21 protein-coding genes are annotated in these 22,135 nt (G+C 38.2%); 10 read left to right on the top strand and 11 right to left on the bottom strand.

Annotated features, from left to right (window positions below; translation table 11 throughout):
- Positions 1-60: 60 nt before the first annotated feature.
- The 6 genes from HHL20_RS17615 to HHL20_RS17590 all read right to left on the bottom strand — a co-directional run bounded on the left by HHL20_RS17615 (position 61) and on the right by HHL20_RS17590 (position 9,360).
- Positions 61-828, bottom strand: coding sequence for a phospholipase D-like domain-containing protein (locus HHL20_RS17615; RefSeq protein WP_169232479.1), 768 nt, complete (start codon positions 826-828; stop codon positions 61-63).
- Between the two features lie 91 nt (positions 829-919).
- The gene (locus tag HHL20_RS17610) at positions 920-1,738 is read right to left on the bottom strand and encodes an alpha/beta hydrolase (protein WP_169232478.1); all 819 of its coding nucleotides are present in this window, start codon (positions 1,736-1,738) and stop codon (positions 920-922) included.
- A gap of 105 nt (positions 1,739-1,843) precedes the next feature.
- Positions 1,844-4,564, bottom strand: a complete 2,721-nt coding sequence (locus HHL20_RS17605) for a TonB-dependent receptor plug domain-containing protein (protein WP_169232477.1) — start codon at positions 4,562-4,564, stop codon at positions 1,844-1,846.
- A gap of 109 nt (positions 4,565-4,673) precedes the next feature.
- On the bottom strand, positions 4,674-7,007 hold the full coding sequence (locus HHL20_RS17600) for an ATP-dependent helicase (RefSeq protein WP_169232476.1): 2,334 nt from the start codon (positions 7,005-7,007) through the stop codon (positions 4,674-4,676).
- A gap of 113 nt (positions 7,008-7,120) precedes the next feature.
- A complete protein-coding gene (locus HHL20_RS17595) occupies positions 7,121-7,489 on the bottom strand; it encodes a response regulator transcription factor (RefSeq protein ID WP_169232475.1) in 369 nt (122 codons plus the stop codon).
- Between the two features lie 14 nt (positions 7,490-7,503).
- A complete protein-coding gene (locus tag HHL20_RS17590; RefSeq protein ID WP_169232474.1) occupies positions 7,504-9,360 on the bottom strand; it encodes an ATP-binding protein in 1,857 nt (618 codons plus the stop codon).
- A gap of 383 nt (positions 9,361-9,743) precedes the next feature.
- On the opposite strand from HHL20_RS17590, the gene HHL20_RS17585 reads away from it, so the two are divergent.
- The 3 genes from HHL20_RS17585 to secG all read left to right on the top strand — a co-directional run bounded on the left by HHL20_RS17585 (position 9,744) and on the right by secG (position 13,636).
- Positions 9,744-11,057, top strand: a complete 1,314-nt coding sequence (locus HHL20_RS17585; protein ID WP_169232473.1) for a M16 family metallopeptidase — start codon at positions 9,744-9,746, stop codon at positions 11,055-11,057.
- A 46-nt stretch (positions 11,058-11,103) separates the two neighbouring features.
- Positions 11,104-13,149 carry a M16 family metallopeptidase gene (locus HHL20_RS17580; RefSeq protein ID WP_169232472.1) on the top strand — a complete coding sequence of 682 codons (2,046 nt, stop codon included), beginning with the start codon at positions 11,104-11,106 and terminating at the stop codon, positions 13,147-13,149.
- Positions 13,150-13,279: 130 nt separating this feature from the next.
- The gene (secG, locus tag HHL20_RS17575; protein WP_169232471.1) at positions 13,280-13,636 is read left to right on the top strand and encodes a preprotein translocase subunit SecG; all 357 of its coding nucleotides are present in this window, start codon (positions 13,280-13,282) and stop codon (positions 13,634-13,636) included.
- Between the two features lie 81 nt (positions 13,637-13,717).
- Here secG and HHL20_RS17570 read toward each other — a convergent pair whose 3' ends face one another.
- From HHL20_RS17570 to recR, 5 genes are read right to left on the bottom strand one after another with little or no spacing between them, the layout of a single operon-like run.
- A complete protein-coding gene (locus tag HHL20_RS17570; RefSeq protein ID WP_169232470.1) occupies positions 13,718-14,752 on the bottom strand; it encodes a CgeB family protein in 1,035 nt (344 codons plus the stop codon).
- On the bottom strand, positions 14,749-15,882 hold the full coding sequence (locus HHL20_RS17565) for an NAD-dependent epimerase/dehydratase family protein (RefSeq protein WP_169232469.1): 1,134 nt from the start codon (positions 15,880-15,882) through the stop codon (positions 14,749-14,751). The genes HHL20_RS17570 and HHL20_RS17565 overlap by 4 nt, the downstream gene beginning before the upstream one ends.
- A 4-nt stretch (positions 15,883-15,886) precedes the next feature.
- Complete coding sequence (locus HHL20_RS17560; protein WP_169232468.1) at positions 15,887-16,438, bottom strand: acyltransferase; 552 nt, start codon at positions 16,436-16,438, stop codon at positions 15,887-15,889.
- Positions 16,435-17,226, bottom strand: coding sequence for a glycosyltransferase family 2 protein (locus HHL20_RS17555; protein ID WP_169232467.1), 792 nt, complete (start codon positions 17,224-17,226; stop codon positions 16,435-16,437). The genes HHL20_RS17560 and HHL20_RS17555 overlap by 4 nt, the downstream gene beginning before the upstream one ends.
- Before the next feature lie 20 nt (positions 17,227-17,246).
- Positions 17,247-17,861: a recombination mediator RecR gene (recR, locus tag HHL20_RS17550; RefSeq protein WP_169232466.1), complete on the bottom strand. Its 615-nt coding sequence runs from the start codon at positions 17,859-17,861 to the stop codon at positions 17,247-17,249.
- 70 nt (positions 17,862-17,931) lie between these two features.
- On the opposite strand from recR, the gene HHL20_RS17545 reads away from it, so the two are divergent.
- From HHL20_RS17545 to HHL20_RS17515, 7 genes are all read left to right on the top strand, one after another.
- Entirely contained in the window at positions 17,932-18,087 is a 156-nt protein-coding gene (locus HHL20_RS17545; RefSeq protein ID WP_169232465.1) for a hypothetical protein, read from the top strand.
- A gap of 122 nt (positions 18,088-18,209) precedes the next feature.
- Positions 18,210-18,815, top strand: coding sequence for an LURP-one-related/scramblase family protein (locus HHL20_RS17540; protein WP_169232464.1), 606 nt, complete (start codon positions 18,210-18,212; stop codon positions 18,813-18,815).
- Between the two features lie 20 nt (positions 18,816-18,835).
- On the top strand, positions 18,836-19,330 hold the full coding sequence (locus HHL20_RS17535) for a hypothetical protein (protein WP_169232463.1): 495 nt from the start codon (positions 18,836-18,838) through the stop codon (positions 19,328-19,330).
- 83 nt (positions 19,331-19,413) lie between these two features.
- Positions 19,414-20,859: an aminoacyl-histidine dipeptidase gene (locus HHL20_RS17530; RefSeq protein ID WP_169232462.1), complete on the top strand. Its 1,446-nt coding sequence runs from the start codon at positions 19,414-19,416 to the stop codon at positions 20,857-20,859.
- Positions 20,860-20,974: 115 nt separating this feature from the next.
- Positions 20,975-21,208 carry a hypothetical protein gene (locus HHL20_RS17525; protein ID WP_169232461.1) on the top strand — a complete coding sequence of 78 codons (234 nt, stop codon included), beginning with the start codon at positions 20,975-20,977 and terminating at the stop codon, positions 21,206-21,208.
- Positions 21,192-21,491, top strand: coding sequence for a type II toxin-antitoxin system RelE/ParE family toxin (locus HHL20_RS17520; RefSeq protein WP_169232460.1), 300 nt, complete (start codon positions 21,192-21,194; stop codon positions 21,489-21,491). Before HHL20_RS17525 ends, HHL20_RS17520 begins: the two co-directional genes overlap by 17 nt.
- A gap of 17 nt (positions 21,492-21,508) precedes the next feature.
- Positions 21,509-22,090 carry an LOG family protein gene (locus tag HHL20_RS17515; RefSeq protein ID WP_169232459.1) on the top strand — a complete coding sequence of 194 codons (582 nt, stop codon included), beginning with the start codon at positions 21,509-21,511 and terminating at the stop codon, positions 22,088-22,090.
- Positions 22,091-22,135 lie beyond the last annotated feature (45 nt).

Below are 22,135 nucleotides of genomic sequence, written 5' to 3'. Positions count from 1 at the left end.
AAAAATATATTTATCATTTATTAATTTACAATTCCCTGCTCAGCAAATTCACAATTGACCTTAATAATCCGGTTCGTCATACAGCTGGCTTCCCCAAAATTGGATGTCTCTTTCCGGCAGATTAGAATGATAAAAGATTTCTTTAATTTCTTCTATTATTTTTGCAACAGCGTTCGGATCAGTAGTTCTGATTCTGGTTTCGTGGTTGTCTTTTACTCCACTTCCTGTAAAATTGAGAGAACCTAAATAGGCTATTTCGTCATCAATGATGTAAATTTTACTGTGAATAAAAGTTTTATTAGTAGAATTTCCATGAGTGGGAGAAACATAAACCTTAAAGGGGAAAAGCTGTTTATAGGTGTAATGATAGATCTTCGTCCTTTTTATCTTTTTAACAACAGAATCTCTTATCAAAAACATCAGAACAATCATAATAAAACCGTAGGCAAAGGTTACATTATTTAAAAAATACATTAATGCAAGCAAAATAAGTCCTAATCCGATCATCGCAAAAAGCAGCGTTCCTGAAAGGCTTATAAGATCATTCCTTTTTTGTTGTGATTTTTCATCAACATGTCTATGCTGGATAATAAGCTTGTGAATATTTTTGTCATAGCCATAAAAATCTTCGATTTCATCACTGGTAATCAACCTTATTTTAATTCCTTTGGAATGAAGGTAAATAAGCTCTTTAATTAAGAAAGGCGACAGGTAAGGTGAGACGATTTTCACATTTTTCTGAGCATTCCTGATATCCTGCATCATTTTAGCACCCGCATTTTTTCCTATATAAATATCACAAAGCGCATTGTTGTAGAAAATTCCCATATCGAGATCAATTTTTAAATTTCTATTTAAGATAAAAAAACTTTGCAAAATAAATTCTGCAAAGCTGATATTCAAGTATTTAATGAAAATTTTACTTTTTCAGTTTCTCAACTCTTTTGATTTCATTAAGCAATAAAGGAAAAGCCGGCAACGCCATTCCTCCGTGATCGAATCCCTGAAGTTCGTATAAAGTGGTTTCTTTGTGACCCTTCAGCTTCATCATACGGGCCATGTAGGCATTTTCTTCATATCTTCCGAGCAGTTCCTTTTCCCGGTCACCGGTTATGAGAAGCAACGGCGGCGCGTCTGCCCTGATGAAATGAAGTGGTGCATATTCATCGATTCTGGCATCCAGCTCATCAATTCCTCTTTCTTTTCTTGTAGTAAAATGGGATATCATCTGTCCGCTGAAAGGAACGATTGCTGCAAGCTTATTGGCATCAATTCCATATGTATTAAGATACATTTTATTTAATCCGACCATAATCGCAAGATAGCCTCCGGCTGAATGTCCGGAAATAAAAATTTTATTTTCGTCGCCTCCGTATTTTTTGATATTGTTGAAAACCCAGGCTGTTGCCGCCGCTGCATCTTCAATATACTTGGGAGCATTTACTTTTGGAGAAAGCCTGTAGTTAACCCCGATTACCGCAACACCTTTGTTCTTCAGTGGTTCGGGAATTTCTTTTTCTCCACCTGTGATTCCTCCGCCATGAAACCAGATTATGGTAGAAAAGTTTTTTATGTTTTTCGGAATATATACATCCAGAACGCATCTTTCATTGATATAAGCATCAGATGCATTTGTTTTTTCATCATAATAATGAATGTTATTTTCGGTACGGTATTCCTGTGAAAAAAACGGCGCTGAAAACAGGGTGAGCATTAAAAATATCAGAATCCTTTTCATTGTAAGCTTTATTTAATGGTTTAAAGATACAAATTGAAGTTCAGCTAAATAAAAAATGAACCCGGAAAAACCGGATTCATGGTAATTTGAGCAAAAAATATATACTTAAAAATTGAAATTAAGTCTTGTAAACACAAATCTTCCGTTCTGCCCGAACTGCGAGGTGGAACGTGAATAGATAAACTGATCGTTATTACTGGATGCAGGAAGGTTTTTTGTAGGATAAATATCGAACAGATTGTTCACCCCTGCCGTAAGTCCGATATTCTTAGTAAACTGATAGGCTAAAGATACATCGGTAATGATTTTATCTGTAATTTCCTGGTGCTCATTAGGAGAAATTACTCCGTCCCCGTTGGCATCAATAATATCAGGACTTGTTACTTTACCGAAATAGGTATTTCTAACATAGAAAATGGCTTTCCCCCAACTGAGCTGATTAGATAAACTTGCTTTTACTCTCGGTACGGCTTCTTCCAGATAAACTCTTGAAGCTTCTGAAAAATAAACACTTTCCAGATTCGGAGACTGCAATGAGCCTGATGAATGAATCTCTCCCACTTTTCGGGTCTGGTTAAGATTGATCGCGAAACTGTTATCCAGTTTTATATCAGAGAATTTTGCGTTATGTGCAATTACAACATCAAGTCCTCTGGTTTCAGTGTCTATTGCATTGGTAAACAGCTGCACGGCATTTACCCTTTCCGCATCATAGATAACCTGAGTCGCAGGAGAAACTGCTGATCTTGCAAACTGTCCGGTTAGAAGAATCCTGTTATCAATTCTTATGAAATAACCGTCTGCAGTAAAGGTAAGTTTAGCAGAAGGAATTTTGTATGTAAATCCTACACTTGCAGATTTTGAGGTTTCCTGTTTCAGGCTTGGGATCCCCAATGAATTGGCAACTTGGGAATCGTTACTGAAAGTTCCCACTTCCAGAAGCTGTCCGCTGGTAAAAAGTGTTGAAGTTACATTATAATAAATCTGGTGAATGGAAGGCGCCCTGAATCCTGTAGAACCGGCAAACCTGAAATTAAGGTCTTTGCTGAGTTTAATTCTGGAAGCTAATTTATAATTGAACGTAGAGCCGAAATCTGAATAGTTTTCATATCTCACGGCTGCATCTGCCAGGAACCAATCAGTAAAATTAAATTCAACATCAGCATATCCGGCAATGGCCTGACGGTTTTTATTCACTGCATTTTCCGGCTTAAATCCACTGAATACCTGAGATCCTCCCGGAAGTGCCGCTCCGAAAAAATCTGTAGGACGAGGAGAATTCCCGCTCCACACATTCCCGGAAACATCATAAGTGGCGTAAGAAGCTTCTTCTCCCGCTGTTATTTTAAAGTTTTCGTAACGATGTTCGGCACCGAAAGCAATATTGATTCCGCTCCAGACATCATATTTTTTAGAAAAATCCAGGTTGATGGTATTTTGGGAAAATCTAAGTCCACCTGCATCAAACTCATTCGGAGAGTTAAATCTTAAAGACGTATTTCCCGTATTTTTTATATTATAGCTAAAAGAATTCTGCCCAAACGTATTGCTGAAATCAATATTCCAGCCTTTCAAGTTTCCTTTAATTCCTGCAGAAAGCGATAAATCCTGAATATCGGTCCCGATTTGTGGCAGATATCCGTTCGGGTATAATCCTGTAAAGGTTCTGCTTTGGTTAGGCCTTCTGTAGAAACCTCCGGATGTACCGTGCCTGAAGCTGTAACCGCCAAAAGTATAAACTTTCCAGTTATCATTCAACGGCACTTCAATATTGGCGAAAAGCTGATGATTATTCAGTTTGGACTGTCCCACCTGCATATTGAAATCTTTTCTGTTCAATCCACGGTAAGCCAGCTCCTGATCGGTTACATTAGCGCCCAAAAGTCCCTGTAATGCAGAAATTGTAGTTGCCGACTGGATCTGATTCTGATAAGCCTGTGAAAAATAATTTACATCCTGCGCATATTGGTGAATATAATTAATAATCTGCTGTGAGTTTGGCGTATTGTTGATGTTACTGAACAGTGAAGAAAGATTGACACCGTTATTTAAAGCACGCTGTTCAATCGCATTGTAGGCATTGAAAATAGTTCCGCTTTCTGTTCCTGCTCTGAAGGTCGGATTCCGGAACTGTGAAGTCCAGGTAATATTGTAGAAACCTCCTCTTTTCCCGATTTTGTTTCCGTAATTGAGGTCAATCTGAATATTCTGTCCGTCAAAATCTCCCGTATGATCGTTTGCAGCAGGCGTAAGATTTCCGCCATAGCTTAACTGCCCCGTGAGTTTTCCAGTATCTCTTTTTAAGCCTAAGTTAATAACCCCGGCAATCGCATCAGAACCGTACTGTGCAGAAGCACCGTCTCTCAGCACTTCAATTTTATTAATTGCAAAAGATGGAATAGCATTGAGGTCTGTTCCCACGGTTCCTCTTCCCGGTGATCCGTTTACATTTACCAATGCAGAAGTGTGTCTTCTCTTTCCATTGACCAGAACCAAAACCTGATCCGGGCCAAGACCTCTCAGCTGTGCAGGATCCAAATGATCGGTTCCGTCTGCATTGGTCTGTATGGTAGAAGTGAATGACGGCGCAATTGCATTGAGAATCTGACCAATATTGGTCTGCGGCAGAATAACTGAAGATTCTTTAATATTGAAAACATCCACCGGAACGGGACTGTCTGCTTTTGATCTTGCTCCGCTTCTGGAGCCGAGGATAACAACTTCCTCTAAATTATTTGTTTTTACCGAATCTTTTTCCTGTGCATAGGTAAATGTTCCCAGGAAAAATAATACTGAAGCCGAAAGAATAGCTTTTTTATTTTTCATACATCGCTCTTTTTACTATTTGAAGCAGCAAATGTAAATCATATTTATTAGTCCACAAAATTTATAGACTAATTAACTATAGAAAATATATTATGTTGTAATTGCTTTTTTAAATCTTGGTTAATTTAGCGTATTTAAGAATAAGATTCTTTTCCCCTTCATGTTGGAAAATAACCTTTGCCTTAATATTCTGAGGATCGGTACCATCGAGGAAGGTGACTTCACCGATTCCGAAACGATCGTGTCTTACCTTATCTCCCACTTCAATATCCTGAGAAGAAGCTCCGCTCGGATTAATGATTTTTGCAGTACTCACCGGTTTTAACTTTCTCGGTTCTGCAATAGGTTTGGAATCTCCGCTTCTTTCAATGGTTTTCTTTTCAACTTTTTTGAAGCTTCTCATTTCAGACGGATGCTCATCGAAAATATTGGATCTCACTCCTGAATTATTGATAAAACGTTTTTCAATAGCCGGATTTACAAATTCCAGATAAATATCATCAATTTCACTAAGGAATCTTGACGGTTCCGCATCAGTAATTTTCCCCCACTGGAAACGGGAGATGGCATACGAGAAAAATGCCTGTTTTTCGGCTCTTGTAAGCGCAACATAAAACAAACGTCTTTCTTCTTCCAGATCTTCCCTGGTTGATGAACTCATAAAGCTCGGGAAGAGATTTTCTTCCAGACCCACCAGGTGAACTACCGGAAACTCCAGTCCTTTAGAAAGGTGAATGGTCATTAATGAAACCATATCTTCCTCATTGTTCTTATCCTGTGTATCTGCGGAAAGGGCAATATTCTCAAGAAAATTCGGTAAGCTCGGATCTCCGTCTTCCAGCTGCATCTGCTCTTCGATAAATCCCTGCATGGAGTTCATTAATTCCTGAACGTTTTCTACACGGGAAATTCCTTCCGGTGTCTGGTCGTCTTTTAGGAATTTAATCAATCCGCTTCTTTTAGCAACTTCCATGGCCACACTGTATGCCGTTTCTGTTTTAAGCAATACCTGAAATGCTTTAATCATTGACCAGAAGTCACTGAGTTTATTCAGCACACCATTATTAAAGCCTAAATGTGGTGAATACATCGTAAGATTGTCTAATACTTTTGATACCGAAACATTCTGAGCATCGGCAAATACAACCAATTTATTCTGTGTGGTTTCACCGATTCCTCTTGCCGGATAGTTGATGATACGCATCAATGCTTCCGAATCGTTTTCATTCACAAGGAGACGAAGGTAGGCAATCAGGTCTTTTACCTCTTTCCTTTGGTAGAAAGATAAACCTCCATACACTTTATACGGAATATTTTTACGTCTTAAAGCATCTTCAAATGCACGAGTCTGAGAGTTTGTACGGTATAAAATTGCGAAATCGCTGTATTTTCTCTGTTCGCGGTTTCTGGTTTCCCAGATGTTTCCGGCTACGAAATTGGCTTCATCAGCATCAGAAAGGGAACGGTATATTTTAATTTTATCTCCTTCTTCATTTTCACTGAAAACATTTTTCTTGAACTGCTGAAGGTTTTTAGCGATGACCACATTGGCCGCATTTACAATGTTCTGAGTAGAACGGTAATTCTGCTCCAGGGAAACCGTTATTGCGTCCGGATAATCTTTTTTAAAGTTTAAGATATTATAGATATTCGCGCCACGGAAAGAGTAAATAGACTGTGCATCATCTCCCACCACGCATATATTTTCAAATTTTGAAGCCAACGCTTTCACAATAAGATACTGCGAATGGTTGGTATCCTGATACTCATCTACGAGAATATACCTGAACCTGTCCTGATATTTTGCAAGCACTTCCGGAAAGCGGGTAAGAAGTTCATTGGTTTTGAGCAGCAAATCGTCAAAATCCATAGATCCGTTTTTAAAGCACTGTTCAACATACCGCTGATAAATCTGCCCGATGAATTTCATATTTGCTTTTTCATCTGCTTCAATAAGTTCCGGATTAGCGTAGTATGCTTTTACGGTAATGAGATTATTTTTATAGGTAGAAATTCTTGCCTGAACTTTTTTAGGTTTATAAAGATCAGCATCGATGTTCATGTCTTTTAATACCTTCTTGATCACATTCAGGGCATCCTGCTGATCATAAATGGTAAAATTGGAAGGATATCCCAGATAATGTGCTTCGTTTCTCAGGATTCTTGCAAAAACGGAGTGAAAAGTTCCCATCCAAAGACTTCTTGCATTGCTTTGTCCCACCACTTTCGCAATACGTTCTTTCATTTCTTTTGCCGCCTTATTGGTAAATGTTAAGGCTAAAATATTAAAAGGATCTACGCCATTTGTAATGAGGTGTGCAATACGCATTGTAAGAACACGCGTTTTCCCGGAACCTGCTCCAGCAAGAACCATAAGTGGTCCCTGTAATGTGGTAACGGCTTCAAATTGTGATTCATTCAGTCCTTTCAGATAATCCTCCATGCTGCAAAAAAATTTTGGGAACACAAAATTAGTGTATTATATGGAGAATTCAAATTGGATGATCGTGTAAATAGTGTTAAATTAATTCCTTACTTAGATTAGTGATTGACAAACTACTTTAAGTAATGCCTGATCCTATCTACCATATTCCCAAGATCGAAAGGTTTGGCGATGAATTCATCAGCACCTGCGTCGAGAGCAGATTGTTCCAGCCCGCGACTAGCAGACATGATAAGTACGGGAATATCCTGAAAGTTCTCGTGAGCTTTAATAAGTTTGCAGAAATCACGGCCGTCTTCGCCGGACAGCCACATATCCATTAAAATAACATCAGGTTTCATATCGGGATCCAGAGCACTGAACATTTCTGAACCTTTATAAAATTTGGCAACTTCAAACCCCTCAAAATCAAGCATCATTTCAATAGAATCAACAATCGCGGGACTGTCATCCACCACCATAATTTTTGCAGCATTAGACATGGTAAAAACTTTAATTAATTTTTATTCTTTGGGATTCTGAAGCAAAAATCAGACCCTTCTCCTTCTGAAGAGGAAACAAAAATTTCGCCACCGGTTCTTTTTATAATTTCTGCCGAGATGAAAAGACCTAGTCCAAGCCCTGAAAATGTATGATCTTTTGACCCGCTGATTCGGTAATACTGTTCAAAAACTTTCGATTGTTTATCTTCCGGGATTCCGATTCCGAAATCCCTTACATTGAATTGAGCCTGGTTGCCGTTCATGCTTGTAGAAATATGTACTTCATCCGCATCGGGAGAATATTTAATAGCATTACTGATAAGATTAGCAATGACCTGAGATATCCTCTGGCGGTCGGCAAAAACCTCCCCTATTGCACCGGACCTGCTTACAAAGAGCTTATGCCTTGAGGTCATTTGCTGCTCTTCCACCACTTCGTCCACAAGCTTGTCAAAATCGAAATAGGATTCATTCAGCAGGAGCTGCCCTTTCTGTATCTTGGTTACATCAAGCAATTCATTAATGAGACCTGTAAGAAGATCAATCTGGTAATCCATTCTTTTGGCTACCTGGGCATTTTTGGGATCACCTGCTTTTTCAAGATTGGCCTTGATAAACTGTGTATATAATTTCAGGCTGGTAAGTGGTGTTTTCAGCTCATGGCTGGCAATCCCGAGAAAATTATCTTTCTGGGTTTCGAGCTGTTTGAATTCATCAATATCGGTAAAAGTGCCCGTCCACTGTTTTACTTCTCCGTTTTCAGAGAAATTAGGAACTGCCCTTCCCAGGAACCACCGATAGTTTCCCTTCCGCCCAGGATCTTCAAGCTCATATTCCATCACAAAAGGAGAGTTTGTCTTCACAGATTCTTCCCAGATTTCATCTACTCTGCTGGAGGTTTCCGGCCGCATCATTTTTTTTACAAGACTTGTCTGGTTTTCATTTGCTGTAGAGCCCGTATATTTGTACCAGCTGTCGTTCATGTAGGTAATTTCTCCGTTATTATCGCAGGTCCACACAAACTGGGGCATAGAATCTGCAAGATCCCGGTATTTTTTTTCTCTTTCCTGAATTTCTTTTTTTGCCTTTACGAGATCGGTAATGTCCACAGCCATATTAAGGATGGCATATACCTCGCCTGTAGGGCTTTTCAGAGGTTTATAAGAAAAATTATAATAAAATGTCTGAAGCTTTCCGTCTACAATAAGGTCTGCACTGGCTTCTTTCGAAGCATACGATTCTCCGGTTTTGAAAATATCCTTAAGAAGACCTATAAAGGGCTGGCCTTCGAGCTCAGGAAGAGCGTCTTCAAGCTTCATTCCTATAACGGATGGACCTTTACCCCAGGTTTTGAGCATTTGGTCATTTGCAAATTCTATAAACAATTCTTCGGTACGGTAAATCGCTATCGGGTAATCTGATTTTTTGATGAGGTTTTCAAAGCGGTATTCGCTGTCTTTCAGCATTCTTTCGGAAAGAACCTGATCGGTAACTTCGGTAGCCACAATGCTTATTCCGATAACCTTTTTATCACCACTGTAAACGGGAGCAAAAATAAAAGTAAAGAAATGCTCTTCATATTTGCCGTATTTCTCTAAAAATACAGACCATTTGTTTCCGTTGAAAGTTTCTCCTGTACGGTACACATTTTCCAAAATCTCCTGAAAGCCCTGATCGATGATTTCCGGAAGTATTTCAAATAAAGATTTACCTATAACAGAAGCATCCCTTCCCCAAAGCTCCAGCATCTGCGGATTGGCATTGTTGATGCTGAAATTGTCACCGGTTAACAGACACATGGCTACCGGTGCCTGGCTAAAGAGGGTAATGAGTGAATCCTGGGAAACATTCTGCTCTAAAAAGCTTTTCATTATTGATTGAGTATTTATTGTAAAAATAATTCATATTCCGCACAGAATAAAATAAAACAATACCACATACCGAATATTCCTGGACAGATATACAATTTTCGGACCCTTATTTTAAATTTTTCATAATATTTCAATAAGATTCGGAACTTATAAAATTAAACAATTTATTCATCAAAAAGATAACTTCTAAAGGAATGTTATTATTTACCTTTTTTTGCGGCCTGTAACTTTGTTTTTTTAAATATGGAAAGGTACCGACTGTGGCTTTTTAAGGTGCTTATTACCCGTTAATTTAGACAGATTCTACACTTCTAAAAATATTCTTGAAAAATTGTAACAATTAAAGTAAATTTGGCACTAATTGACAAAACAATTTCTACTTTATGAAAAAGCGACTTCTTTCGGTTGCTGCAGCAGCTTTCTTCGGGATGGCTCTAAATGCACAACAAATTAAATTTGAAGAGTATGACTTACCAAACGGTCTTCACGTAATCCTTCATCAGGACAATTCGGCTCCGGTCGTAACTACAGGTGTAATGTACCATGTGGGTGCAAAGGATGAAGTAAAAGGAAGAACCGGTTTCGCTCACTTCTTCGAGCACCTTTTATTTGAAGGGACACCCAATATTAAAAGAGGTGACTGGTTCAAGATAGTTTCTTCAAACGGAGGACAAAACAACGCTAATACTACGAACGACAGAACGTATTACTATGAAACCTTCCCTTCAAACAACGAACAGCTGGGTCTTTGGATGGAAGCTGAAAGAATGCGTCATGCATTAATCAACCAGGTTGGTGTGGATACGCAGAGAGAAGTTGTAAAAGAAGAGAAAAGATTAAGAATGGATAACCAGCCTTACGGAAATCTTTTTTCAACCATCCAGAAGAACCTGTTTACCAATCACCCTTACAACTGGCCTACAATCGGTTCTATGGAAGACCTGAACTCTGCGAAACTTGAAGAGTTCCAGGCATTTTACAAAAAATATTATGTTCCGAACAATGCTACATTGGTAGTTGCAGGAGATATTAAGCCTGAGCAGACAAAAAAATGGATTCAGGAATATTACGGAGGAATTCCAAAAGGAACGGTTTATCCTAAAAACTTCCCTAAAGATACGCCCATCACTCAGGAAAAAGAAGTAACGGCAACAGATCCTAACATCCAGCTTCCTGCTTATATTTTTGCTTACAGAACACCAGGCAATAAAGAAAAAGACGCTTATATTTTAGACATGCTTTCTTCTTACCTGAGCAGCGGTAAATCTTCCGTTTTGTACAAAAAATTAGTAGACCAGGATAAAAAAGCGCTACAGGTAGCTGCCTTCAACCAAGGACTTGAAGATTATGGAATTTTCGCTTTCTTCGCAATCCCGATGGGACAGACAACAAAGGCAACATTACAGGCTGATATCGACGCTGAAATTAAAAAGATTCAGACGACTCTTATTTCCGAAGAAGATTACCAAAAACTTCAGAACCAATACGAAAACCAGTTTGTAAATTCAAATTCAAGCATCCAGGGAATTGCTGCTTCATTAGCAACAAACCATGTTTTGATGGGTGATACAAATCTTATCAACAAAGAAATCGACATTTACAGGTCTATCACAAGACAGGATCTTCAGAATGCAGCTAAAAAGTATCTTAATTCAAACCAAAGAATAATCATCAATTACGTACCTGAAAAAAAGTAATCGCTAATCCGGGTTAATATTGATTATTAAAATTAAATTTTTACAAATGAAAAAGCAATTAACATATATAGCTGTAGCGTTTTTATTCGCAGGAACGATTTCAGCACAAAAAATAGATCTTAATGCAATGCCGAAACCGGGACCTACTCCCGTTATCAATATTGCAAAGCCGAAAACTTTCCAATTGAGCAACGGCCTTACGGTAATGGTTGTGGAAAACAACAAACTTCCAAGAGTAAACGCAAGTCTTACGATGGACAGACCTCCTTACTATGAAGGAAGCGTAGCCGGAGTAAGCGACATCATGGCAGAACAGTTCGAAAACGGGACAACCACCATGAGCAAAGATGATTTCAACAAAAAAGTAGATTATCTTGGAGCAAATCTTAATTTCTCTTCAAACGGAGCTTCTGCAAATTCACTTTCAAAATATTTCCCTCAGGTATTGAGTTTAATGGCTGATGCGATCATCAATCCTAAATTTTCTTCAAAAGAGATTGAAGATTCTAAAGAAAGAGCAATTGAAGGATTAAAATCTGAAGAAAAGAATGCGTCTGCGATTGCTTCGAAAGTATCCAACGCATTAATGTATGGTAAAAACACTTCAAGAGGGGAATTTGAAACAGTTGAATCCATCAGCAAAATCCAGCTTGCGGATGTACAGAATATTTATAAAAAATATTACGCTCCGGATAATGCTTATCTTGTAATTGTAGGAGATGTAAAGTTCGACAAGGTAAAACCGATGATCGAAAAAGCATTCAGCGGATGGAAAAAAGCAAACACTCCGATAACTCCGGTAGAGCCTGCATCCAACGTTTCCACTACAGAAATCAATGTTGTTGACGTTCCTTCAGCGGTACAGTCTGTTGTTTCCGTAAACAATATCAACAATTTAAAAATGAAGGATCCTAACTACTTTGCAGCGACAATTGCCAACTACATTCTTGGCGGCGGCGGTGAAGCAAGACTTTTCATGAACCTTCGTGAGAAAAACGGATTTACTTACGGAGCATATTCGAACATGAGTGCAAGTAAATATTCCCCGGAATTCTCTGCAAGCGCAAGTGTAAGAAACGAAGTTACGGATAAAGCGGTTAAGGAATTTATGAATGAACTTAACGGAATCTCTACCGTAAAACCTGAAGAGCTTGAAAATGCCAAAGCAAAACTGAAAGGATCATTCATCATGTCTCTGGAGCAGCCTGCAACTATTGCAAGATTTGCATTAAACCAGAAAGTTTATGATCTTCCGAGCGATTTCTATACGAATTATCTTAAATCTATTGATAAAGTAAATGCTGCTGACGTTTCCAGCGCGGTAAATTCTACCATTTATCCGACTAAGAGCAGAATCTTCATTGCCGGAAAAGCATCTGATATTTCTGAAGGATTGGAAAAATTGGGCTATCCTGTAAAATATTATGATAAAGACGCAAATCCGGTAGCAAAACCAACGGCACAGAAAGTGGACGCCAGCGTAACGGTTGCTTCCGTTGCAGACAAATATCTTGATGCGATCGGAGGAAAAGCAAACCTTTCTAAAATTTCTTCATATACTGTAAACGCCGCTATGTCTATTCAAGGGCAGAACATCGATATGAAAATGATGAAAGCACAGGGTGGAAAAGAAATGACTCAGGTTAAGGCTATGGGACAGGTTGTTCAAAAGCAGGTGTTTGACGGAAAAACAGGGTACTCTGAGCAGATGGGTCAGAAAGTTCCTATGAAGCCTGAACAGATTGCAGAAAAGCAAAAGAATACCGAGCTTTTTGAAGAAATGGCTTTTGCAAAATCTCCTGAATATAAATTAGCCGGGATTGAAAAAGTAGGAGGAGAAGATTCTTATGCAATCAAAGGACCTGAAACCACCTATTATTACAGTGTGAAAACCGGGTTGAAAACCGGAGAAACAAGAACGGTAAAGGCACAAGGCCAGGAAGTAAGCGTTCCTACCACATTCTCTGATTATAAAGATGTAGCAGGCGTAAAAATGCCTTACACAATTTCTGTAAATCAAATGGGAATGGATATGACCATGAAAGTGAAATCTTATGAAATAAATCAGGCAAAAGATTCTGATTTTAAATAAGGCTTCTTATTTTTATAGAAAAACGGCAACGAATGTTGCCGTTTTTTATTTTTATCAAATTTGACTGTATCTTTCTTTGCCGTTCGGTAAAAAAAGATTAAATTTGCCCATTCAAAAAGATATCAAATTAATGGATTCTATATTTATACTATTGATGGTTCTTATTATGATCGCCAGCATTCTTCTGGTAATCATCGTTATGGCTCAAAATCCAAAAGGAGGAGGTCTTTCCAGCACTTTCGGGGGAGCATCTTCTGCACAGTTTGGAGTACAAAGAACCAACGACTTTATGGAAAAAGCAACCTGGACATTAGGAGGAACAATCATCGTTCTTATTCTTTTAAGCGTTGTAATTACGGGTAAACCTTCAGCTGCCGCTCCTGCACAGGTTCCGGCTTCGAAAGGAGCTCCGGCTAAGCAATCTTCTGCTCCGGCTTCCGCTACTACCACAACAGCTCCGGCTCAGACTCCTGCGCCAACGAAATAAGCAAATAATATTTTTACATAAAGAAAGCAACTCTCAGGAGTTGCTTTTGTTTTTTATGATTTTCATACTGCACTTTGAAATTTAGCCTTTACTCCTGAAACCATTCCAGTAGACATCCTGAGAATCACCAAAAATACACTCAATAAAAGAATTAAGGGACATTTTATACAGAATGTCCGTGTCCATTTCCTTGAAATCTGTTTTAAAAAACTCTGGATCTATCTGAATGTTCTCCCTGTCGATAACCAAAATATTATCCGGATTATAGAAGGGGTAATTTTTGATATCAGAATTGGTGGTAATCAGTTTTTTTCCTGAAGCCAGAACCTCAAATGTCCTGATCGTTAAACCATTCTGAAAAGGTTTGTTGATATCAAGAACAGATTTTGTTTTCTTGTAAAAGTCAATGATCTGCTGATGATTCAGTTTATTAAAACTTACTTTAGTAATATCAAATTGTTTAAGATTTTTATCAATCATCTTTTTCAGCCGAAAAGCAATTCTTCCCATGGCGTAATAGTAAAAATAAGATCTCAGATGAAACCTGTCTGCAATAGCTCTTACCTGCTCTCCCACAATATATCGGTCTGTATGGGCACTTCCGATAAATACGAGATCATATTCTGACGGTTCAGGATTCTGATTCAGATTTTCATATTCATCCAGATAGAATAATGGTCTGAATTTCAGATTAAACTGTACCGCATCATTATATTCAAAAGTAAATTTTTTATCAAAATATTTAAGATGAGCAATAAGATTAGGATATTCTTTCAACGGATCAAAATTATAATAAATCATCTCCATTTCAGGATTGTCCTGCTTAATTTTTTCGAGAAAAAAAGTAGGTATGGCTTCACCCTTTATTAAAAAGAAGAAATCATATTTTTTGCCCTGAATTTCATTTAAAATCCGGTTATAATATTCATTTATTTTTAAATGATAAAATCTTTTATTCAGCCTTATAATTCCTTTGGAAAAGTTTGAATTGGAGGGTCTCTCGTCATAAAGATCCACTTCCGCTCCCAGTTCAGAAAGTCTTTTTGCTATGGCTTTCTCATAATTAAAAAAACTGACTGATAAAAAAAGTATTTTTTTGCCATGTAAATTGATCATTTTAAAAGTCCTTTTACTTTCATTTCATCTAAAGATTCCTTGAATTTTACATCCTGGATATTCTGCTGAAGCACCCAGTTGGTAAATTTTGACATACCTTCTTCAAAAGAGATTTCCGGCCGGAAATTCAGTTTTGATTTTATTTTGCTGATATCTGCAAAATTATGCCTGATATCCCCTAAACGAAATTGTCCGGAAACATTAATTTTAAAATCGATATTATAGAACTTCCTGAGATTTTCCGCTACCGTAGTCACTGAAGTTGAAACACCCGTACCTACATTGAAGATTTCTCCGTTTGCCGCATCATTTTCAATACATTTTATGGTAGCCCTCACAGCATCATCGACATGGATGAAATCTCTGGATTCATTTCCGTCCTCAAAAACGTTGATATCATTTCCGTTAAGAATCTGCGATGAAAATATCGATAAAATACCGGTGTAGGGATTCAGTAAAGACTGCCCCTCCCCGTACACATTCTGAAATCTTACCGCTACTGGTGCTACTCCCATTGACGAGCAGGCGGTCATGACCATTTGTTCCTGGGTATATTTTGTAATTCCGTAGATGGAGGTGGGATGTATTTTCGATTCTTCATCCGTAGGCAAAGCCCTGAGCATCTGTCCGTCCGGATAAATGATTTCAAAAATACCATTGCGCATTTCTTCTGTATTTCTTGGTTTCGGGTAAATTAAACCTAATTCCGGATGAAGGTATTTTCCTTCACCATATACCGCTCTGGAAGATGCAATCACTACTTTTTTTACACGGTGCGGTTTATTCACCAGAAGATCCAGCATCTTTGCCGTTCCGGAAACATTGACTTCCGTATATTTTTCGATCTGGTACATTGATTGCCCGGTTCCTGTTTCCGCAGCGAGGTGTACGATTACTTCCTGGCCGTCGATGGCTTTTTCCCAGTCTTCCAAATTCACCACATCGCCTTTGATAAAGTTTACCTTACCTGAAATACTTCTGTACAACGGAGAATCTTCTTCCGGATTTTTTCCGTGAATCTGGGAAGAAAGATTGTCCAGAACCGTAACTTCATAACCTTTTTTCTTAAGTTCCAGAGAAAGCTTGCTTCCTATAAATCCGGCTCCTCCCGTGATCAGAATCTTCTCCATATTTTTATATTACTTTTTCCCATTTTTGGGTTTCGAAATTATATTTTTTAACCATTTTTGCCGGAGCTCCTACGATAACACAATAATCCGGAAATTCTCCTTTTACCACAGAATTGGCCCCCACAACACATTGCTTTCCAAGCCTGGTTCCCGCCATGATAGCCGCTCCCATACCAATATAGCAATTTTCTCCGATTATGGTTTCACTTACAAGATATTCCTGCTTTACGATATGTTTATTGAGTTCTTGGTAATCATGGTCAATATTTGTAATAAAAACATTCGCCAGTATCAATGAGCTTTTTCCGATGGTAAGATTTCCCGCAGAGGTAATATGTACATTCTGGGAAATCACCACATCATCCTGTATATGAATGCTTCCGTTACGGTGTACTTCCATTCTGAGATGGGGAAAGATACGCACTTTTTTGCCTATAAAAACTTTTCGGGTACCCATCAGAAATAGCGGTTTTCCCAAATATGAAGGGAACCCAAATTTTCCGAAAAAAGGAGCATAGATAACAGCCCTTAACGCCCAAAAGATTTTATAGATCATACACTGTTTTTAAAAATCCGTACAATATATTTTAATTTTGAGAATATAAAAAATAAAATATATTCAAGATAGTTAATTCTTTTCAATTGATACATCTCACGAAGATTTTTCTGTATCCCTTTTTCCATTTCCAGGAGGTTAGCAGAAAGTCCCGATGCCCCGAAAGAGCGTTTTCCGCCTCCGGTAAATACAAGTTCTTCACCGAGAATGTACATTGAATTGTTTTTGGAAACTTTCATCCAGTAATTGGCATCTTCCGAATAGCGCTGATTTTCATCAAAAAACCCTGTGTTTTCCAAAACTTTTCTTTTAAACAAAGCAGTGGAAGTCTGGCCGTCTACTCTTACCAATAATTTCCTCAGGGTAATCCGGGCAAGGTTGAATTTATTTTTTTGGTAGGGGAACCATATTTTTTCGCCGTTTCTAAGGCAGGTAATGAAATCGATATTCAGTTTTTTATCTTCAAGAAATTTCATCTGCGTTTTGGTTTTTGCGGGAAGCCATTCATCATCCGAATCTAAAAAAGCAATATAGCGGCCTGTTGCTGCTTTCAAACCTGCATTCCTAGCTTTGGAAACGCCGCCGTTTTCCTGGCTGATGATTTTAATCTTTAACTGAGAATGGGTATCTCTGTAATTTTCCGACAATATTTTACTGCTGTCTGTAGAACCGTCATCGATGATGATAATCTCAAACTGAGTCAGATCGTAATCCTGTCTTCTGATAGAATCAAGGGCTTTGATTATCATTTTTTCAGCATTAAACATGGGAATTATTACAGAAATCATATTCTAATTTTTATATAAGATTATGATTTTTCTTCATTATACGGAAGCCTGTTGATGATGGATCGTCCTAATGATATTTCATCCGCGTATTCCAGCTCATCACCCACAGAAATACCTCTTGCAATGCTGGAAAAATTAATATTAAAATTTTTAAATTTTTTATAAATATAATAGGCTGTGGTATCGCCTTCCATGGTTGCACTCAGAGCAAAAATAAATTCTTTTACTGTTCCTTCATTCAGTTTTTTTTCAATACTCGGAATGTTCAGCTGGCTAGGACCGATGCCTTCCATGGGAGAAATTTTACCGCCCAGAATCAGGTACTTTCCGGTGTACTTTCCGGTATTTTCAATGGCAATAACATCGCGGACGTCTTCTACGATACAGATCAGTTCGTCATGCCTTTTCGGATTACTACAGATCTCGCAAATTTCAAAATCTGAAAAATTGTGACACTCTTTGCAGTATTTGATATCATTTACAAGACTGATGAGAGAATTTCCCAGACTTACCGATCTGGAGGCTGGCTGCTTTAATAAGTGCAGCGCCAAACGCAAGGCCGTCTTTCTTCCTATTCCCGGGAGGCCGGAAATTTCATCCACTGCTTTTGCCAAAACTTTACTAGGGTAATCCATAACACAAAAATAAGTAAAAAGATTCAGAATTCTCCAAAGCAATTCCCTTTCCGGAAAGGTTGCTGCAGGGGTGAAAGAGACTTTCCCGGTTACCGGAAAAGCCGTTACCAGGGTGCAGGGAACTTTCCCGGTCTCCGGAAAGTTTGTCGCAGGGGTGCAGGAGACTTTCAAGGTTACCGGAAAACCTGGTGCGGCGGCGAAAGAAGCTTTCGAGGTTTTAGCCTAAATTAATCTTAAATGTTCATAAAATAATTACTTTTTAAATTAAATGAAGTTAAGATACCCCATGTTTTAAAGCAATTAATATTATCTTTGATCCACTAAATATTAACTTGAAAAATAAACGAAATGGTACTTAACAATTTAAATTATCCCCTGGATTTTAAATTTAAGATTACAACATTGGCCAGTGATTTTAACATCACGGACAGAAACGGTAACTACGTGGCATATGTACGTCAGAAAATGTTTAAGCTGAAGGAAGATGTCATTGTTTTTAATGATGAAAGCAAAACCAAAGAGCTCTTCAGAATCAAAGCCAATCAGTGGATTGATTTTAATGCTTCCTATTCTTTATCGGAAATTGCTACCGGCAGAAACTTCGGAAGAATGGCTAGAAAAGGAATGCGTTCTCTGTGGAAAGCCAGCTATGATGTTCTGGATGCCAACGATCAGCCGAAATTCAAAATTCAGGAAGACAGTGCCTGGGTAAGATTCTTTGACGGAGTAGTTGGTGAGATTCCACTTATTGGAGCGTTCACAGGATATTTCCTAAACCCTTCCTACACCGTTACCGGCATCGACGGAAAAGAATACTTTAAACTAAAAAAAATGCCGTCATTCTTCGGAAGAAGATTTCAGCTTGACCGCCTTATTGATATCGATGATGAAGAAGAAAGTCTTGTGATTCTCTCTTTATTAATGATGACGCTTCTTGAGAGAGCAAGAGGATAAACCTTTAACAACCACAAACAATGAAATATTTTATCATTTTCTTTTCTGCTTTTATGCTGGTTGCCTGTAAAAAGGAACAAAAGCAAAATACTCAGCCTTCGGTTTCTTCAGATTCTGTACAGACCGTTCAGGATTCTGCGACAGTTGCTGCTTCATCTGGAAAAATTGCAGTCGATACGTTTCCTTTTCCTTCGGAAATTAAAGAATGTTCATGTTATTTTGCCAAAAGCAAAGCAGATTTTCTTGCTGAAAAGTACATTTACGCTGATGATGCCGGCAAAACCGCATACATGAAACTTGACGGTAAAAGAATTGTTCTCAACCTTATTTCATCCAGCGATATGGAAGCCGATGATGAACTGACCAAAGAAATAGAAAATGATGATTATAAAATTTCCGTAAAAGGTAAAAAAATAAAGGGTGAAGAAGCCTTGCTTTTTGAAGGAACACTCACGATTGAAAAACCTGACGGAACTGTTGTTAAAATACCAATCTACGGTGAATGCGGATGCTAAAGCAGCCACTTTACGGTAAAAATACTGCTTCCGATAATCCGGAAGCATTTTTTATTTTGTAATTTTGAGAAAAATAAATTTCAATGGAGCTATCTAATATAGAACCGCAGATTATCTGGAAGAATTTTTCCCGATTGAATGCTGTTCCGAGACCATCAAAAAAGGAAGAAAAAGTCATTGCGTTCATCAAAGAATTCGGTGAAAATTTAGGATTGGAAACTACGGTTGACGAAACGGGTAATGTAATTATCAAAAAACCGGCAACACCGGGAATGGAAAACCGCAAATCTGTAGTTCTTCAATCACACCTGGATATGGTATGCCAGAAAAACAATGATGTTAATTTTGATTTTGAAACGGAAGGCATCAAAATGGAAGTAGATGGAGACTGGGTAAAGGCAAAAGGAACCACCCTGGGAGCTGATAACGGACTGGGAGTCGCTACAATTATGTCAATCCTAGAAAGTACAGATATTCCGCATCCTGATCTTGAAGCCCTTTTCACCATAGATGAAGAAACCGGAATGACGGGAGCTTTAGGTTTAAAACCCGGACAGCTGACCGGGCAGATTCTCCTAAACCTTGATACGGAAGAAGACGACGAAATTGATATCGGCTGTGCCGGTGGAATTGACGTTACTATTTCACAGGATTATAATACGGAAGTAGCAAAAGGACAAATCATCAGAATTGAAGTAAAAGGCCTTCAGGGTGGTCATTCCGGAATGGATATCCATAAAGGTTTTGGAAATGCTAATGTAATTTTAGGAAGGATTCTTTATAAAGCTCTTGACAAAGAAAATATTCAGCTGATTTCCATAGACGGAGGCGGATTGAGAAATGCCATTCCAAGAGAGGCGGTTGCTGTTGTTTCTGTAAGAAATGCACAGGAGTTCATCGAAGAGGTAACCAACGGACTGAAAAAAGAAATTATTGAAGAGTTTGCAACCGTAGAGCCTAATCTTCATATCAATATTGAAAGCTCAACCACATCAGAAAAGGCCCTTTCCGAAGAAGATTCAAGAAAAATCATCCTTACGCTGAAGTCACTTCACAACGGTGTTTACAGAATGAGCCCGGATGTAAAAGATCTTGTGGAATCTTCCAACAACGTGGCAAGAGTAGAATTGAAAGAAGGTGATTTAAAAATTTTAAATCTTTCAAGATCATCAGTAGAGTCTTCAAAAGATTCTGTAGCTGAGCAGCTAAAATCCGTTGCTGAGCTTGCCGGGATGAAAACGGTGTTCAGCGGTTCATATCCCGGATGGAAGCCAAAACCGGGTTCAGAAATTGTAAAGCTGATGGAAAATATTTATGCTGAGAAATTCGGTGAAAAACCTCATGTTGTAGCCTGCCACGCCGGCCTTGAATGCGGAATTATCGGAGCCAATTATCCGGAAATGGAAATGGTGAGTTTTGGGCCTACAATCAGAGGGGCACATTCGCCTGATGAAAAAGCCAATATCCCTTCTGCACAGAAATTCTGGAGTTTCACGAAAGATATTTTAGCCAATATTCCTTTACAATAGAATTGTAAAATTGCTATATTGAATATCCAAAATTATTTTGATTTTGGATATTTTTGTTCCTAAATCTTTACAGATTTTATTTAAAATTTTTAAATTTGAATAAATAACACCAATTATGAACACACAGACTCTCAATGAAAAACTTGAATTAATTCAATGGTTGTCTACATTGGAGGATACTTCTATTATCAAAAAACTGATCCAATTCAGAAAAGAGGAAACTAAAGACTGGTGGAATTCAATCTCTGAAGAAGAGAAAAAATCAATTGAAAAAGGAATTTCAGAAGCCGATGCTAAGCAGTTAAAACCTCATTCCGAAGCCAGAAAGTTATATGGAAAGTGGTTATAAAGTCTTTTGGACTCCACATGCTTTAGAGGAGCTAGAGAAGACTATAGAGTATCTTCATAATAACTTTACAGATAAAGAGATTAGAAGGCTTGCCCATAAAATAGAAAGTTCGATAGAAATTATATCTCAAAATCCTTTTATATTTTCTGTATCCGAAAGCAAAGGCATTCACAAGGCAATTATTCTACAATTTAACACTATGTATTATCGTGTAAATGATAGCACTGTGGAAATTTTATCATTCTTTTCAAACAGACAATCTCCCTATAAAAGAAAATTCTAACTTTTTTTAATTTAACAATGAAAAGCATCACCGTCTTCTGCGGATCAAGTTTTGGTTCGGAAGAGATTTATAAAGATCAGGCAGCACTTCTTGGACAAACACTGGCGAAAAATAATATACAATTGGTTTATGGCGGCGCAAATGTGGGCCTTATGGGAGCCGTTGCCGATAGCGCTTTACAGGCCGGAGGAAAAGTGGTAGGTGTTCTCCCCTATTTTCTGCAATCCAAAGAAATTGCCCACAAACAGCTGACTGAGTTGATCTTGGTGGAAACCATGCACGAAAGAAAAACCAAAATGAATGAATTGTGCGATGGCGTCATCGTACTTCCCGGAGGTTACGGTACGTTGGAAGAATTCTTCGAAATGATTACGTGGGCGCAGCTCGGACTTCATCAAAAACCGATCGGTATTCTGAATATTGACGGATTTTATGATGACCTGATAAAACTGGTTCAACATATGGTTGATAAAGGATTTTTAAAACAAATTAACCGGGATATGCTTCTGATAAATGATACTATTGATGAATTGCTGGAAATGATGAGAAATTATAAGGCTCCGACGGTGGGAAAATGGATCTCGAAGGATAAAACATAAATCTATTATACAAGCAACACCCGAAGACTTTCTTCGGGTGTTGCT

It is taken from the genome of Chryseobacterium cheonjiense (assembly GCF_012927265.1).
GTDB lineage: Bacteria > Bacteroidota > Bacteroidia > Flavobacteriales > Weeksellaceae > Chryseobacterium > Chryseobacterium cheonjiense.
This window is presented reverse-complemented; position numbering and strand designations above follow the sequence as displayed.